Origin of the sequence: Rhizobium glycinendophyticum (assembly GCF_006443685.1) — a bacterium.
GTDB classification, from domain to species: Bacteria; Pseudomonadota; Alphaproteobacteria; order Rhizobiales; family Rhizobiaceae; genus Allorhizobium; species Allorhizobium glycinendophyticum.
In genome coordinates this window covers 193,250-207,301 of the sequence record NZ_VFYP01000003.1, presented here as the reverse complement: position 1 = coordinate 207,301, position 14,052 = coordinate 193,250, and the positions used below count along the sequence as shown (strand labels likewise).

Genomic DNA, 14,052 nt, shown 5'->3' with positions numbered 1-14,052 from the left:
AGCGGAGACAATCTCATGGCAACGGTCAGCGTGCGCGATGTGAATACCGATCTTTCCGAGCTGGTGGACGAGGTGATCAAGGGCGGCAGTGTGACCATTACGCGGGATGGCAAGCCGGTGGCGACGCTGATGGCAGTTGAAAGCGATGAAACGCAGGACCAATCGCGGAGACCCAATCTGGTCGATTTCCTCAAAACTTTCCCTGAACCTGGAATGGTCTTTGAGCGAAATCCTTCGCCGAGCCGGGACGTGGATCTTTGAAGGGATATCTGCTCGACACAAATGCGGTCTCGCTGCTTTACGACGGAAGAGCCTCGGAGGCGTTCGAAGACTGGTTGCGGCAGCGCTTTGGGGAAAAATCTCTTTATTTATCGACGATCACTGTGCTTGAAATACAGAAGGGTGCAACGAAGCTCGAACTGGTCAAGAATGGTAACCCCACTCGGGCGCGGCAATTGCACCTCTGGCTGCAAAGGCTCATCGAGCAGTATGCGGACAGCATTCTGGTCGTTGATACGGAAACGGCGCTTGCCGCCGGAACCCTTGATGGGGCTATGCGCTCACGCGGTCACAACGGCCAGCTCGCCGACATCCTCATCGCCGCGACCGCCCAAACCCACGGCCTCACAGTCGTGACCGCCAACACAAGAGACTTCGAGCCCTTGGGCGTCGACTGTCTCGCACCGTTTTGAACAACACTCGTCCGATTGGAAGCCTATGTCCGGCCTCGCCCTCAATTCCATCACCAAGCAGTTCGGTCCGTTCACGGCGGTCGACAATGTCCAGCTCTCGGTGCCGCATGGCACCTTCGTCTGCCTGCTCGGCCCCTCCGGCTGCGGCAAGACCACACTGCTCCGGATGATTGCCGGCCTCGACAGTCCGACGGATGGTGCGATCGTTCTCGATGGCAAGGACATTACCCAGGTGCCGACGCACAAGCGCGAGCTTGGCATGGTCTTTCAATCGCTGGCGCTGTTTCCGCATCTGACTGTTGGTGAGAACATCGCCTATCCCTTGCGCATCCGTGGCATCGGCCCTGAGGAGCAGGTGAAGCGGGTGGACGAGCTGCTCGCGATGATCCACCTCACCGGATATGCCGACCGTCCGGTGCACAAGCTTTCCGGCGGCCAGCGGCAGCGTGTCGCGATTGCCCGAGCGCTCGCCATCTCCCCGAAGCTGTTCCTGCTCGACGAGCCTCTGTCGGCCCTCGATGCCAAGCTGCGCGAAGCGATGCAGGTGGAGTTGCGCAAGCTGCAACAGCAGCTCGGCATCACCACCATTGTCGTTACCCACGATCAGCGCGAGGCGATGACCATGGCGGATACGGTCGTCGTGATGAGCGGCGGCAAGATCCGTCAGGCGGCGAGCCCGATCGAGATCTATCGCAAGCCGGCCGATCGCTTTGTTGCCGATTTCATCGGTTCGACCAACCTCCTGCCGCTGACGGCGCAGGGGGGATCGGCGCTTGTGCTGGGCCATAGCGTCGCCGGCATCTCGGCGCCGGCAGGGCAGGGGCAGGCCAGCCTCTCGGTTCGCCCGGAGGATGTTAAGCTCGGAGCCCCCGGCGAAGGCCGCATCACCGGCAAGGTCACCTTCATCCGCGATCTCGGCGGCACGATCGAAACCTTCCTCGATGTCTCCGGCACCGAAGTCGTCGCCGTCTCGACCCCGCGCGAGCGGCCAGTTGTTACCGTCGGCCAGGATGTCGGCATCGTCATCGATCCCGAAACCGCCGTGGTGCTGTCGGCATGAGACGCGAACCTCCAAAAACCGCGCTCGACTATGCGCCGCTCGCGTTTCCGGCGGGCATGCTGATCCTGTTCTTCGTCGTGCCCTTTGCGACGATGATCGCCGTCTCCTTCTTCAAGCGCGATCCGACCGGTTTCTATTCGCCGGATTTCGTCTTCGACAACTACGCCCGCTTCCTGTCGTTCTTCTTCGGGGGCGTGCTCAGCTTTTCGCTTGGTCTTGCAATAGCGGTTGCCGTTGTCTGCGTGACGCTGGCTCTGCCCTTCACCTATCTGCTGGCGCGCATGTCGCGTAAGGCGCAGGTGCTGTGGCTGGTGGCGCTCCTTTCAATCTTGTCTCTTTCCGAAGTCATCATCGGCTTTGCCTGGTCCACGCTGTTTTCCCGCACCGCCGGCATCACCAACCTGCTGGTCATGATCGGTCTCATGGAAAAGCCTGTGGCGCTCATGCCGAATTTTGGCGCGGTGTTGACCGGCATGGCCTATCAGGCGCTGCCCTATACGGTGCTGGTGCTTTATCCTGCTCTCGTGCGGCTCGACCCGACGCTCACCGAAGCGGCGCGTACGCTCGGGGCCTCGCCGATCAAAGCCTTCTTTACCGTGGTCGTGCCGGCGCTGCGCAACACGCTGATTGCGACGCTGATCATGGTCTTCATCTTCGCGCTTGGCTCCTATCTCTTGCCGCAGATCCTCGGTCGCCCCTCGCATTGGACGCTGTCCGTGCTCATCACCGACCAGGCGATCTACCAGTCCAACATGCCGTTCGCCGCCGCCATGGCCGTGTTCCTCGTGCTGGTCACGCTCGGCATGGTGGCCCTGACGCTGCTGATCGGCCGCAAGGGAGAGGCAGCATGAACAAGGCTCTGACCCGTCTCTACTTCACCCTCATCGGCATCTTTCTCGCCGCGCCCATCGCCGTGGTCGCCGGGGTTTCGGTGAATGCCAAGCAGAGCCTGAACTTCCCGCCGCAGGGTTTTTCGCTGTCTTGGTACGGCGCGATCTTCACCGATCCCGGCTGGCGGGCGGCTCTGTTCGCCTCTGTCATTCTCGCGCTCTGTGCAGCCGCTCTTGCGGTTGCCATCGCCCTGCCGCTCGCCTGGTTCCTGTGGCGGCGTCTTGCGCCCTGGGCGCAGGTGTTCCAGCTGCTCGGCATTGCGCCGTTCACGCTGCCGCCGGTCATTACGGCGCTGGGCTTACTCACTTTCTGGGCTGCGACCGGCTTCTACGGCCAGCCCTGGACGGCGGTCATCAGCCACGCAATCTTCTTCGTCACGCTGCCTCTGGTGACGCTGTCGCTCGGTTTTTCGGCAATCGACCGCTCGTTGGTCGAGGCGGCGGCCACCATGGGTGCCGATGACCGGACCATCTTCCGCACGGTCGTTCTGCCGCTGATCGCGCCCTATCTCGTCTCCGGTTATGCCTTCGCCTTCGTGCTCTCGCTCAACGAATACATCGTCGCTTATATGACGGTCGGTTTCGTGATGGAGACGCTGCCGATCAAGATCTTCAACGCGCTGCGCTACGGCTATACGCCGGTCATGGCCTCGGTGACGATCCTGTTCGTGGCGGTGGCTGCCACCGTCTTCGGTCTGGTTGCCCGCTTCGGCGATCTGCCGAAGCTGCTCGGGGCGAATGCAGACGACCGAAGCTGATGAATGGCGTCAGCGGTGATCCTCAAGGATCATCGCGGCCGCCTTTTCGGCAATCATCAGGGTCGGCGAATTGGTGTTGCCCGAGGTGATGGTCGGCATCACCGAGGCATCGGCAATGCGCAGGCCCTTCAAGGCGCGCAGCCGGAGGCGCGGATCGACGACGCTGTCCGGATCCGCCCCCATGCGGCAGGTGCCGACAGGGTGGAAGATCGTGGTGCCGATATCGCCAGCCGCCTTTTCTAGCTCCGCATCGCTTTCGAGATCAGGTCCGGGGCGGTACTCCTCCGGGTGATAGCGGGCGAAGGCGGGCTGGGACGCGATGCGGCGGGTGAGGCGGATTGAGCGCACAGCGACGTCGCGGTCACCCGGCGTCGAGAGGTAGTTCGGCGCGATTTTCGGCTGGGCGGCGAAGTCCGGCCCCGCAATATGCACCGAGCCCCGGCTTTCGGGTCTCAGATTGCAGACACTCGCCGTCATCGCCGGGAAGGGATGAACGGGATCGCCGAATTTGTCGAGTGAGACCGGCTGGACATGGTATTCGAGGTCGGCGGTTTCCTTATCCGGGCCGGAGCGGGTGAAGATGCCGAGCTGGCTCGGCGCCATGGACATCGGGCCTGAGCGGCGCAGAGCGTATTCCAGCCCGATCATCGCTTTGCCGTAGAGGCTGGAGGCGCGTTCGTTCAGCGTCGGCACGCCCTTGACCTTGAAGACGAGGCGGAGCTGCAGGTGGTCCTGCAGGTTTTCGCCGACGGCCGGCACCTCGCGAACGGTTTCGACGCCAGCATTTTGCAGGACATCTCCACGACCAATACCGGAGAGTTCGAGGATCTGCGGCGAGCCGATGGCACCGGCTGACAGCACCACCTCGCGGCGGGCGGCGAAGCGCTTCAGTTCGCCGTCATGATGCACCTCGGCGCCGGTCACGCGGTCGTCTTCGATGGTCAGCCGCTTGACATGGGCGCGGGTGAGGATGGTCAGGTTCTTCCGGTGCCGGATCGGCTTCAGAAAGGCCTTCGCCGTGTTCCAGCGGATGCCGGAGCGCTGATTGACCTCGAAAAAGCCGGATCCTTCATTGTCGCCGCGATTGAAGTCGTCGGTCTCCGGAATGCCCGCCTGTTTGGCCGCCTCGCGAAAGGCTTCCAGCACGTCCCAGCGAAGCCTGGCCTTCTCCACCCGCCATTCGCCACCGGCGCCATGTTTGTCGTCGGATCCTCGGTGAAAATCTTCCGTCTTCTTGAAGAGGGGCAGCACGTCATCCCAGCCCCAGCCTTCACAACCCATCTGGCGCCACTGGTCGTAGTCGCGCGCCTGTCCGCGCATATAGATCATGCCGTTGATCGAGGAGCAGCCGCCAAGCACCTTGCCGCGCGGATAGCCGATGGCGCGACCGTTCAGGCCCGGCTCGGCCTCCGTCTTGAAGCACCAGTCGGTGCGCGGGTTGTTGATGCAGTAGAGATAACCGACCGGGATATGGATCCAGTGATAGTTGTCGCTGCCGCCGGCTTCCAGAAGCAGCACACGGCGTGTGGGATCGGCGGAGAGCCGGTTGGCGAGCAGGCAGCCGGCAGTGCCGGCACCGATGACGATGTAATCGTAGGTCTCCATGCTCCTCCCCGAGCCGTCAGCCTCAACTGTTTCGCAGGCGACCTTCCAGGAGGTCAAGCACGGAGCGCGCGGCGTCCATGACATTCGTGCCCGGGCCGAAGACGGCGGAGACGCCATGCTCCAGCAGGAAGTCATAATCCTGGCGCGGAATGACGCCGCCGACGACGACGATCACGTCGTGCGCGCCCTTCGCCTTCAGTGCTTCGACCAGCTGCGGGGCAAGCGTCTTGTGGCCGGCTGCAAGCGACGACATGCCGACGACCTGCACCTTGTTGGCGACGGCGAGGTCTGCGGCTTCCTCCGGCGTCTGGAAGAGCGGGCCTGCCACGACATCGAAGCCGATATCGCCAAAGGCCGACGCGATCACCTTGGCACCCCGGTCATGGCCATCCTGGCCGAGCTTGGCGATCAGGATACGTGGCTTGGAGGCCGCCTTGCCATAGTCCTTGAGGCGGGTCGTCAGCGTCTCCATTTCCGGATCACCCTCATAGGCCTTGCCATAGATGTCATGCACGACTTCGGGCACGGCAACGTGATCGCCGAAAACGGCGCGCATGGCATCCGAGATCTCGCCGACGGTCGCGCGAGCGCGGGCGGCGTCGACGGCGGCTTCGAGCAGGTTACCCACGCCTGTGCGGGCGATTTCGGTAAGGCGGGCGAGTGTGGTTTCCACCCGCTTCGGGTCACGCTGCCGGCGCGTCTGTTCGATGCGCCTGATCTGCGACAGGCGAACGGCGGTGTTGTCGATTTCGAGGATGTCGATCGGTTCTTCATTTTCCAGACGGAACTTGTTGACCCCGACGATCACCTCCTCGCCCCGGTCGATGGCGGCCTGGCGGCGGGTCGCGGCTTCCTCGATCAGGCGCTTCGGCAGGCCGTCATCGACAGCCTTGGTCATGCCACCCAGGCTTTCGACCTCCTCGATCAGCGCCCAGGCTTTTTCCGCCAGTTCGTTGGTCAGGCTCTCCACGTAATAGGAGCCGGCGAGCGGATCTACGACCTTGGTCACGCCCGTTTCGTTCTGCAGGATCAGCTGGGTGTTGCGGGCGATGCGGGCGGAAAATTCCGTCGGCAGGGCAATCGCCTCGTCAAAGGAATTGGTGTGCAGCGACTGCGTGCCGCCGAGCGCTGCCGACATGGCTTCAAAGGCGGTGCGGATGATGTTGTTGTAGGGGTCCTGTTCGGCCAGCGACACGCCCGAAGTCTGGCAATGGGTGCGCAGCATCAGGGAGGACGCCTTCTTCGGCTCGAATTCCTGCATGATGCGGGTCCAGAGCAGGCGTGCGGCGCGCAGCTTGGCGGCCTCCATGAAGAAGTTCATGCCGATGGCAAAGAAGAAGGAGAGGCGGCCGGCAAACTCGTCGACATTGAGGCCCTTGGCGATGGCCGCGCGGACATATTCGCGCCCGTCGGCCAGGGTGAAGGCAAGCTCCTGCACCAGCGTGGCACCCGCTTCCTGCATGTGATAACCGGAGATCGAGATCGAGTTGAACTTCGGCATTTCCTTCGCCGTGTATTCGATGATGTCGGCGATGATCCGCATCGAGGGCTCGGGCGGATAGATATAGGTGTTGCGGACCATGAACTCCTTGAGGATGTCGTTCTGGATGGTCCCAGACAGTTTTTCGCGCGATACCCCTTGCTCCTCACCCGTAGCAATGAAGTTCGCCAGGATTGGGATGACCGCACCGTTCATCGTCATCGAGACGGAGATGTCCTGCAACGGAATGCCGTCGAACAGGATCTTCATGTCCTCGACCGAGTCGATCGCCACACCCGCCTTCCCGACATCGCCCTCTACACGCGGGTGATCCGAGTCATAACCGCGATGGGTGGCAAGGTCGAAGGCGACGGAGACGCCCTGCTGACCGGCAAGAAGCGCCTTGCGGTAGAAGGCATTGCTCTCCTCCGCCGTCGAGAAACCGGCATATTGCCGGATGGTCCAGGGGCGGCCGGCATACATGGTGGCACGCGGGCCTCGCACGAAGGGGGCAAAACCCGGCAGGCTGTCGAGATGGTCGATGCCAGCAATATCCTCTGCCGTATAAAGCGGCTTCACCGGAATGCCCTCCGGCGTGTTCCAGACAAGGCTCTCGGCCGGACGCTTCAATTCCTTCTCGGCAAGCGCCTGCCAGTCGGCGATGGTTTTCTTGGTCATCGATGCGATCCTTATCTGAAGGCTGCGCGGTTCGGCGTTTCGCCGAGGGAGCTCAGTTTGACGGGGTTTCCGGTCGGGGCTATTCTTTGAGGCTCAACCGGAGCGCCTTGCCATGACCGTGAAAGCCTCTGTCTCGCTCTCGCCGCAGCAGGAAGAATTCGCCCGCAAGCTGGTCGAGGACGGCCACTTCCCGAGCCTCGCAGCTGTCGTCGAGCGAGGGCTTGATCTGGTGCGCGAAGAGACGGAGATGCGGGAAGAGGATGTCGAGGCGTTGCGGTCGCTAATTCAGCGTCGGCGCAAGGGGCCATTTCTCTCTGAGGCTGAAAGCCATGAGCGGATCGAGGCGATGATTGCGGCAAAGAAGGCTGAGTATGGTCTTTGAGGTCGAACTTTCGGAAGAAAGCGAGATCGATCTCAATCAGATCTTCGATCATCTTGTTCAGTCCTACACCCAGTTGGGTGAACCTCTCGAAGATGCCTTTGATCAAGCATCCGAACGCGTTCGCCGAATCCGCCGCGATATCTTTGGCCTTGGGAAAGCGCCCTATCAGGGGACATTGTCGAAGGAGATTGGCGACGGTCTGCGTCACGTCACCAAAAACCGCGCAGTCATCTATTTCGACGTTTACGAGGCGACGCAGACCATTCAAGTCATTGCCGTCTTCTTCGGCGGACAGGATCATCAGCGGCATATGCTGAAGCGCCTGTCCTAGGCGGTTTTGAATCGTCTGCTGACGTGTCGCGCGGATACCCCCCTCTGTCCTGCCGGCGTTCGGCATTGCAATCGATTCACTGGATCGATTGCCCGGCTTCGCCGGCCATGCCTCACCCCCCACAAGGGGGGAGAGCCGGGTGGGCCCGACCTGCCGTCCCGCCATCGACGCTGAATTTGTGAGGCAGGCGCAACGCGAGCGGCCACTCTCCCCCCTTGTGGGGGAGATGTCGGCGGAGCCGACAGAGGGGGGTATCACCGACAGCAGCCAGCCCGCACGTCTCACCCTTCGAACTCCATGATCAGTTCATCAACCGCCAGGCTCTGGCCCGGCTTAACGACGATCTTCTTCACGGTGCCGCGGCGTTCGGCCTTCAGGATGTTTTCCATCTTCATCGCCTCGACGGTGGCGAGCGCCTGGCCGGCTTCCACGGTCTCGCCTTCCTTGACCGCAACCCCGGTGATGACGCCCGGCATGGGGCAGAGCAGCATCTTGGAGGTATCTGGCGGCAGTTTTTCGGGCATCAGTTTGGCAAGCGCCGCAACACGCGGCGAGCGGACGCGGGCGGTTAAATCCATGCCGCGCCAGCGAAGCCGTATGGCGGGTCCCTTGAGGTCGACCTTCACCGCAAGCGTCTCTCCGCCGATGTCCACGGTTGCCAGTGTCTGTCCTGGTTGCCAGTCTGTCGCGAGCACCAGCTCTGTGCCGGAGGCGAGCGAGACACGCGTGTTGCCGGTGCCTTCGGTGACGGCCAGCGCGTGGTCGCTACCGGCCAGATTGACGACCCAATCCTTGCCGAGCTTGCGGGTGTGGTTGCCGATCGTTCCCGAAATCTGGATAGCGCGCGCCTGCAGGCGATGATGGATGACGGCAGCGACCGCCGCGAGCTTTTCGGCGGACGCGGCATCCGGCGTGACGCCGGTGAAGCCGTCCCTGAACTCCTCGGCGATATAGGCCGTGGTGATCTTGCCGGAGCGGAAGCGCTCCTGGTTCATCACCGCCGAGAGAAAGGGCAGGTTGTGGCCAATGCCTTCGACCTCGAAACTGTCGAGCGCTTCGCTCATCGCATCGATGGCGGTCAGACGATCCGGCGCCCAGGTGCAGAGCTTGGCGATCATCGGGTCGTAATACATCGAGATTTCGCCGCCTTCGAAGACGCCGGTGTCGTTGCGGACTACGGTGCCTTCTGCGGTCGTGCCCTCTGCCGGCGGGCGGTAGCGGGTGAGGCGGCCGATCGAGGGCAGGAAGTTGCGATAGGGGTCTTCGGCGTAGAGACGGCTCTCGATGGCCCAGCCGTTCAGCTTCACGTCGTCCTGGCCGAAGCTAAGTTTCTCGCCCGCCGCCACGCGGATCATCTGCTCGACGAGATCGAGACCGGTCACCAGCTCGGTGACGGGATGTTCGACCTGCAGGCGGGTGTTCATCTCGAGGAAGTAGAACTTGTTCTCTTCGCCATCGACGATGAATTCGACGGTGCCGGCCGAATGGTAACCGACGGCTTTTGCCAAGGCGACTGCCTGTTCGCCCATGGCCTTGCGGGTGGCGGCATCGAGGAAGGGCGAGGGAGCCTCTTCGATGACCTTCTGGTTTCGCCGCTGGATCGAGCATTCGCGCTCGCCGAGATAAAGCACGGTTCCGTGCTTGTCGCCGAGCACCTGGATTTCGATATGGCGCGGCTCGGTGACGAATTTCTCGATGAAGATGCGGTCGTCGCCGAAGGAGTTCTTCGCCTCGTTCTTCGATGACTGGAAGCCTTCGCGGGCTTCTTCGGCATTCCACGCAATGCGCATGCCCTTGCCGCCGCCGCCGGCCGAGGCCTTGATCATCACGGGATAGCCGATCTGATCGGAGATCTTCACCGCCTCGTCGGCATCGGCGATCAGGCCCATATGCCCGGGCACGGTCGAAACACCGGCTTCGGCGGCCAGCTTCTTCGAGGTGATCTTGTCGCCCATGGCCTGGATTGCGCCCACAGGCGGGCCGATGAAGGTGACGCCTGCCTTTTCCAGCGCTTCGGCAAAGGCCTCGTTTTCCGACAGGAAGCCGTAGCCGGGATGGACGGCGTCTGCTCCGGTCTGCTTGATGGCATCAAGGATCTTGTCGATGACGATATAGGACTGGTTCGACGGCGCCGGGCCGATATGCACCGCCTCATCGGCCATCTCGACATGCAGCGCGTTGCGATCGGCATCGGAATAGACGGCGACGGTCTTGATGCCGAGCTTCTTCGCGGTCTTGATGACCCGGCAGGCGATTTCGCCCCTGTTAGCGATGAGGATTTTCTGGATCATTGTTGTCACTCGGCAGCTTGAGCAGGTGGGACGGCGCCGGGAGCGGCGCCTCCGATGATGAGCGCCTTGGCGCTGATATATTCGTCGATCTCTTCCCAGCCGACGGCGTCACCAAAGGGGAGAACTTCGCCCTTGGCACGCTGCTCGGGAGAGGCCTTGGCGAGGCGCGGATACCACCAGAGCGGCGCCACGATCCTGCGTCCATCGATCATGTCGAAGATGATGCTGTCGTCCGTGACGTCCACGGAGCGGACTTGCAGTTGCCGCTCATCAATGTCCAAAGTGGTCATTCCACGCCTCCTCGAAACCCTGCCGGTGTTCCGCGACAACCTTGAGGATAGCAATCACCTCATGGGCCGCGAAGCCTGCGTTGCGGGCGACACGGAGATCCCGCAACCACACTTTCAACTGCTTTCCGTCCTTCAGGACGTGGATATGTGGCGGCTCGCCGATCTCCTTCGAGTAGAAAAGAAAACGATGTCCTTTCCAGAGAAGGAGTGTCGGCATCTCCGCTAATCCCGCGCCTGTTTCTTCAATCCCTTCGCCACGCTCTGCTCGTTCTTCACCTCGCCAAAGGCTTCCGGAAAATTCTTCCGTGCCAGCGGTTCATTGAGCTTCAGCTTGGCAAAGTAGGATTGCGGATCGAAGCCGCGTTCAGCGGCAATCAGCTCGCGTCCGAACAGCCGGCAAAGGCGTTCGCCGTCGAGATTGCCGCGCTCGAAAGGTTCGGTGCCGAAGAACTGCCAGAGCGCCTGGATGAAGCCGAGGTCGGCCAGCGCCACCGTCTGGTCCATGGTGCGGTGGCGCGGCCAGTTTGTCACCGGCGTCACCTTGGGGTTCGGCCGGCGGATCGTGTATTGCCACTGCGTTCCCGGCAGACCCGGCGGGAAGCCCTGGTGCTTCGGCATGAGCGGATCCTTGGCCATGGCATCAGACCTCGAACACGTCTTCGAAGGATTCCGGAAAGTTCTTGCGCGCGACCTTCTCGTCGATCCTGAGCAGGGCATCGTAGGAGGTCGGGTCGAAGGGACTTTCCGCCGGCACGACCTCGCGACCGAACAGGAGGTTCAGCCGTCCGGCATCGAGGTTGCCACGCTCGAAGGGCTCTGGCCCAAAATGGTGCCAGAGCGCATGAAGGAAGGCCGCGTCGACCTTCTGTTCGATGGTGCCGGGGCGGGCAAGACGCTGCAGGGGTTTCAGCGGTGTCGCGCCCTTTTCATTGGCGCGACGGATGGTGAAGTGATGGCCATGGCCCGGCAGCCCCGAGGGGAAGCCGCGATGCTTGGTCATTTCGGGCGGTCTGGCCATCGTGGTCTCCTCTCAAGCCTGGGTCAGCTTGTCCTGGGTCTTCGTGTCGAAGTCCGCGGCGTCGTGACGTTCGTGCAACTGTTCGGAGAGCGGACCCGAGGTCTTGTTGACCATGACACCGCGCTTCAAAGCCGGACGCTCGGCAAGTTGCTTCGCCCACCGTACGACATGGGTGTATTCATGGGTCGACAGGAAGGTCCCGGCATCCGGATAGGACTGGTCGAGCGCCAGGCGTCCATACCAGGGCCAGATGGCCATATCGGCGATGGTGTAGTCCTTGCCGGCGACGAATTCGGTCTCCGCGAGCTGACGGTTCAGGACGTCGAGCTGGCGCTTGGTCTCCATGGCGTAGCGGTCGATCGCATACTGGATCTTGACGGGTGCATAGGAGAAGAAGTGCCCGAAGCCGCCGCCGACGAAGGGGGCGGAGCCCATCTGCCAGAACAGCCAGTTGAGCGTTTCGGCGCGGGCGCGCGGGTCGGTCGGCAGGAAGGCGCCGAATTTTTCCGCCAGATAAGTCATGATCGAGGCTGACTCGAACAGCCGGATCGGCTTCCCGCCATCAACAGGGGCATGGTCTGCCAGTGCGGGGATCTTGGAGTTCGGGTTCACACCGACAAAACCAGAGCCGAACTGGTCGCCCTTGCCGATATTGATCAACCACGCATCGTATTCGGCGCCGGTGTGGCCGGCGGCCAGCAGCTCTTCGAGCAGGATCGTCACCTTCTGGCCGTTCGGGGTGGCGAGAGAATAAAGCTGCAGCGGATGTTTGCCGACCTTCAGCTCCACGTCCGTCTGCGCACCTGCCGTCGGACGGTTGATGCTGGCGAACTGACCGCCATTGCCAGGCTCCCAGGTCCAGACCTTTGGCGGCACGTAGCCGGCGGGCAGGTTCTTTTCTGGCGGGAATTTTTCGTCGGTCATGAAATCGGATCCTTTCTCGGTGAAGCGCCTCGGGCGCGCCGAGAGTTATATAGGCCTTCCATGTTGTCCTTGCCCACTCTGATTCCGCAGTTATAAGGGGCCGCTCCTCACAACGGGATTGTGTCGTGCTTCTTCCAATGCGTGCCGACCTGCTTGTTCCGGAGGCTCGCAAAGGCCTTGGCAATCCGGCGGCGCGAGGAATGCGGCATGATCACTTCGTCGATGAAGCCGCGCTCTGCGGCCTTGAAGGGGTTGGCGAAGTTGACTTCGTACTCCTTCGTTCGCTCGGCGATCTTTTCGGCATCGCCGAGTTCCGAGCGATAGAGGATTTCGGCGGCGCCCTTGGCGCCCATCACGGCGATTTCGGCGGTTGGCCAGGCATAGTTGACGTCGGCGCCGATATGTTTGGAGGCCATGACGTCGTAGGCGCCGCCATAGGCCTTGCGGGTGATGAGGGTCACCATCGGCACGGTTGCCTGGCTGTAGGCGAAGAGGAGTTTTGCGCCATGTTTGATGACCCCGCCATATTCCTGGGCGGTGCCGGGCAGGAAGCCGGGCACGTCGACCAGCGTCAGGATCGGGATCGAGAAGGCGTCGCAGAAGCGGACGAAGCGGGCGGCCTTGCGCGATGAATCGATGTCGAGGCAGCCGGCGAGCACCATCGGTTGGTTGGCGACGACGCCGACCGTCTGGCCTTCCATGCGGATGAAGCCGGTGATGATGTTCTTCGCAAAGGCTTCCTGGATCTCGAAGAAATCGCCTTCGTCTGCCAGCGCGTAGATCAGCTCCTTCATGTCGTAGGGCTTGTTGGAGCTGTCAGGGATCAGCGTGTCCAGCCGCATTTCGATGCGGGCCGGATCGTCATGGAAGGGGCGGACCGGAGGCTTTTCGCGGTTGTTGAGCGGCAGGAAGTCGAAGAGTAGGCGGACCTGTTCCAGAGCTTCGATGTCGTTCTCATAGGCGCCATCGGCGACGGAGGATTTCTTCGTGTGCGTGGAGGCGCCGCCGAGCTCTTCCGCCGTGACGATCTCGTTGGTGACGGTCTTCACGACATCGGGGCCGGTGACGAACATGTAGGAGCTGTCGCGCACCATGAAGATGAAATCGGTCATGGCGGGCGAATAGACCGCACCACCGGCGCAGGGGCCCATGATCACGGAGATCTGCGGGATCACGCCTGACGCATCGACATTGCGCTTGAAGACGTCGGCATAACCGGCAAGCGAAGCGACACCTTCCTGGATGCGGGCGCCGCCGGAATCGTTGAGGCCGATCACGGGCGCGCCGACCTTCATCGCCATGTCCATGATCTTGCAGATCTTCTGGGCATGGGTTTCCGACAGCGAACCGCCGAGCACGGTGAAATCCTGGGAGAAGACATAGACCTGGCGGCCGTTGATCGTGCCCCAGCCGGTGACCACGCCATCGCCCGGCACCTTCTGGTCTGCCATGCCGAAATCGACGGCGCGATGGGTGACATACATGTCGTATTCTTCGAAGGAGCCTTCGTCGAGCAGGACCTCAATGCGCTCGCGGGCGGTCAGCTTGCCCTTGCCGTGCTGGGTGGCAATGCGCTTTTCGCCGCCGCCGAGGCGGGCCTCCGCGCGGCGCGCTTCGAGCTGGTCCAGGATCGTCGACATGCTTCCTCCCGAA

At 62.3% G+C, this 14,052-nt stretch carries 16 protein-coding genes; 7 read left to right on the top strand and 9 right to left on the bottom strand.

Annotated features, from left to right (window positions below):
* Positions 1 to 15: 15 nt before the first annotated feature.
* The 5 genes from FJQ55_RS18115 to FJQ55_RS18095 are packed head-to-tail and all read left to right on the top strand — an operon-like array spanning position 16 to position 3,400.
* Positions 16 to 261: a type II toxin-antitoxin system Phd/YefM family antitoxin gene (locus FJQ55_RS18115; RefSeq protein WP_140830491.1), complete on the top strand. Its 246-nt coding sequence runs from the start codon at positions 16 to 18 to the stop codon at positions 259 to 261.
* The gene (locus FJQ55_RS18110) at positions 258 to 692 is read left to right on the top strand and encodes a type II toxin-antitoxin system VapC family toxin (RefSeq protein ID WP_140830489.1); all 435 of its coding nucleotides are present in this window, start codon (positions 258 to 260) and stop codon (positions 690 to 692) included. The genes FJQ55_RS18115 and FJQ55_RS18110 overlap by 4 nt, the downstream gene beginning before the upstream one ends.
* 25 nt (positions 693 to 717) lie before the next feature.
* Positions 718 to 1,752, top strand: a complete 1,035-nt coding sequence (locus tag FJQ55_RS18105; protein ID WP_140830486.1) for an ABC transporter ATP-binding protein — start codon at positions 718 to 720, stop codon at positions 1,750 to 1,752.
* Positions 1,749 to 2,603 carry an ABC transporter permease gene (locus FJQ55_RS18100; protein WP_140830484.1) on the top strand — a complete coding sequence of 285 codons (855 nt, stop codon included), beginning with the start codon at positions 1,749 to 1,751 and terminating at the stop codon, positions 2,601 to 2,603. The genes FJQ55_RS18105 and FJQ55_RS18100 overlap by 4 nt, the downstream gene beginning before the upstream one ends.
* A complete protein-coding gene (locus tag FJQ55_RS18095; RefSeq protein ID WP_140830482.1) occupies positions 2,600 to 3,400 on the top strand; it encodes an ABC transporter permease in 801 nt (266 codons plus the stop codon). The genes FJQ55_RS18100 and FJQ55_RS18095 overlap by 4 nt, the downstream gene beginning before the upstream one ends.
* 9 nt (positions 3,401 to 3,409) lie before the next feature.
* Here the strand turns inward: FJQ55_RS18095 and FJQ55_RS18090 are convergent, their stop codons facing one another.
* Both FJQ55_RS18090 and scpA read right to left on the bottom strand, forming a co-directional pair.
* Positions 3,410 to 5,005: a GMC family oxidoreductase gene (locus FJQ55_RS18090; protein ID WP_140830480.1), complete on the bottom strand. Its 1,596-nt coding sequence runs from the start codon at positions 5,003 to 5,005 to the stop codon at positions 3,410 to 3,412.
* Positions 5,006 to 5,027: 22 nt separating this feature from the next.
* Entirely contained in the window at positions 5,028 to 7,163 is a 2,136-nt protein-coding gene (gene scpA, locus FJQ55_RS18085; protein ID WP_140830477.1) for a methylmalonyl-CoA mutase, read from the bottom strand.
* A 112-nt stretch (positions 7,164 to 7,275) separates the two neighbouring features.
* Between scpA and FJQ55_RS18080 the strand changes: the two genes are divergently transcribed.
* Both FJQ55_RS18080 and FJQ55_RS18075 read left to right on the top strand, forming a co-directional pair.
* The gene (locus tag FJQ55_RS18080) at positions 7,276 to 7,545 is read left to right on the top strand and encodes a ribbon-helix-helix domain-containing protein (RefSeq protein ID WP_140830475.1); all 270 of its coding nucleotides are present in this window, start codon (positions 7,276 to 7,278) and stop codon (positions 7,543 to 7,545) included.
* Positions 7,535 to 7,876 (top strand): type II toxin-antitoxin system RelE/ParE family toxin, encoded by a 342-nt coding sequence (locus tag FJQ55_RS18075; protein WP_140830472.1) that lies wholly within the window; start codon positions 7,535 to 7,537, stop codon positions 7,874 to 7,876. The genes FJQ55_RS18080 and FJQ55_RS18075 overlap by 11 nt, the downstream gene beginning before the upstream one ends.
* A gap of 281 nt (positions 7,877 to 8,157) precedes the next feature.
* Here the strand turns inward: FJQ55_RS18075 and FJQ55_RS18070 are convergent, their stop codons facing one another.
* The 7 genes from FJQ55_RS18070 to FJQ55_RS18040 form a co-directional block, all read right to left on the bottom strand.
* Positions 8,158 to 10,167: an acetyl-CoA carboxylase biotin carboxylase subunit gene (locus FJQ55_RS18070; protein WP_140830470.1), complete on the bottom strand. Its 2,010-nt coding sequence runs from the start codon at positions 10,165 to 10,167 to the stop codon at positions 8,158 to 8,160.
* 5 nt (positions 10,168 to 10,172) lie between these two features.
* Positions 10,173 to 10,457: a DUF2442 domain-containing protein gene (locus FJQ55_RS18065; protein ID WP_140830468.1), complete on the bottom strand. Its 285-nt coding sequence runs from the start codon at positions 10,455 to 10,457 to the stop codon at positions 10,173 to 10,175.
* A complete protein-coding gene (locus FJQ55_RS18060; RefSeq protein ID WP_140830466.1) occupies positions 10,438 to 10,674 on the bottom strand; it encodes a DUF4160 domain-containing protein in 237 nt (78 codons plus the stop codon). Before FJQ55_RS18060 ends, FJQ55_RS18065 begins: the two co-directional genes overlap by 20 nt.
* A 5-nt stretch (positions 10,675 to 10,679) precedes the next feature.
* A complete protein-coding gene (locus FJQ55_RS18055; protein WP_425467550.1) occupies positions 10,680 to 11,075 on the bottom strand; it encodes a hypothetical protein in 396 nt (131 codons plus the stop codon).
* A gap of 22 nt (positions 11,076 to 11,097) precedes the next feature.
* Positions 11,098 to 11,475 (bottom strand): hypothetical protein, encoded by a 378-nt coding sequence (locus tag FJQ55_RS18050; protein WP_140830462.1) that lies wholly within the window; start codon positions 11,473 to 11,475, stop codon positions 11,098 to 11,100.
* A gap of 12 nt (positions 11,476 to 11,487) precedes the next feature.
* A complete protein-coding gene (gene yghU, locus FJQ55_RS18045; protein ID WP_140830460.1) occupies positions 11,488 to 12,399 on the bottom strand; it encodes a glutathione-dependent disulfide-bond oxidoreductase in 912 nt (303 codons plus the stop codon).
* 107 nt (positions 12,400 to 12,506) lie between these two features.
* A complete protein-coding gene (locus FJQ55_RS18040; RefSeq protein ID WP_140830457.1) occupies positions 12,507 to 14,039 on the bottom strand; it encodes an acyl-CoA carboxylase subunit beta in 1,533 nt (510 codons plus the stop codon).
* Between the last annotated feature and the right edge of the window lie 13 nt (positions 14,040 to 14,052).

Coding starts and splice junctions, on each gene's coding strand:
- FJQ55_RS18095 (WP_140830482.1), top strand. CDS start 2,600: ATGAACAAGGCTCTGACCCGTCTCTACTTCACCCTCATCGGCATCTTT.
- FJQ55_RS18080 (WP_140830475.1), top strand. CDS start 7,276: ATGACCGTGAAAGCCTCTGTCTCGCTCTCGCCGCAGCAGGAAGAATTC.
- FJQ55_RS18090 (WP_140830480.1), bottom strand. CDS start 5,005: ATGGAGACCTACGATTACATCGTCATCGGTGCCGGCACTGCCGGCTGC.
- yghU (WP_140830460.1), bottom strand. CDS start 12,399: ATGACCGACGAAAAATTCCCGCCAGAAAAGAACCTGCCCGCCGGCTAC.
- FJQ55_RS18055 (WP_425467550.1), bottom strand. CDS start 11,075: ATGCCGAAGCACCAGGGCTTCCCGCCGGGTCTGCCGGGAACGCAGTGG.
- FJQ55_RS18075 (WP_140830472.1), top strand. CDS start 7,535: ATGGTCTTTGAGGTCGAACTTTCGGAAGAAAGCGAGATCGATCTCAAT.
- FJQ55_RS18050 (WP_140830462.1), bottom strand. CDS start 11,475: ATGGCCAGACCGCCCGAAATGACCAAGCATCGCGGCTTCCCCTCGGGG.
- FJQ55_RS18115 (WP_140830491.1), top strand. CDS start 16: ATGGCAACGGTCAGCGTGCGCGATGTGAATACCGATCTTTCCGAGCTG.
- FJQ55_RS18100 (WP_140830484.1), top strand. CDS start 1,749: ATGAGACGCGAACCTCCAAAAACCGCGCTCGACTATGCGCCGCTCGCG.
- FJQ55_RS18065 (WP_140830468.1), bottom strand. CDS start 10,457: ATGACCACTTTGGACATTGATGAGCGGCAACTGCAAGTCCGCTCCGTG.
- FJQ55_RS18060 (WP_140830466.1), bottom strand. CDS start 10,674: ATGCCGACACTCCTTCTCTGGAAAGGACATCGTTTTCTTTTCTACTCG.
- FJQ55_RS18040 (WP_140830457.1), bottom strand. CDS start 14,039: ATGTCGACGATCCTGGACCAGCTCGAAGCGCGCCGCGCGGAGGCCCGC.
- FJQ55_RS18105 (WP_140830486.1), top strand. CDS start 718: ATGTCCGGCCTCGCCCTCAATTCCATCACCAAGCAGTTCGGTCCGTTC.
- FJQ55_RS18070 (WP_140830470.1), bottom strand. CDS start 10,167: ATGATCCAGAAAATCCTCATCGCTAACAGGGGCGAAATCGCCTGCCGG.
- scpA (WP_140830477.1), bottom strand. CDS start 7,163: ATGACCAAGAAAACCATCGCCGACTGGCAGGCGCTTGCCGAGAAGGAA.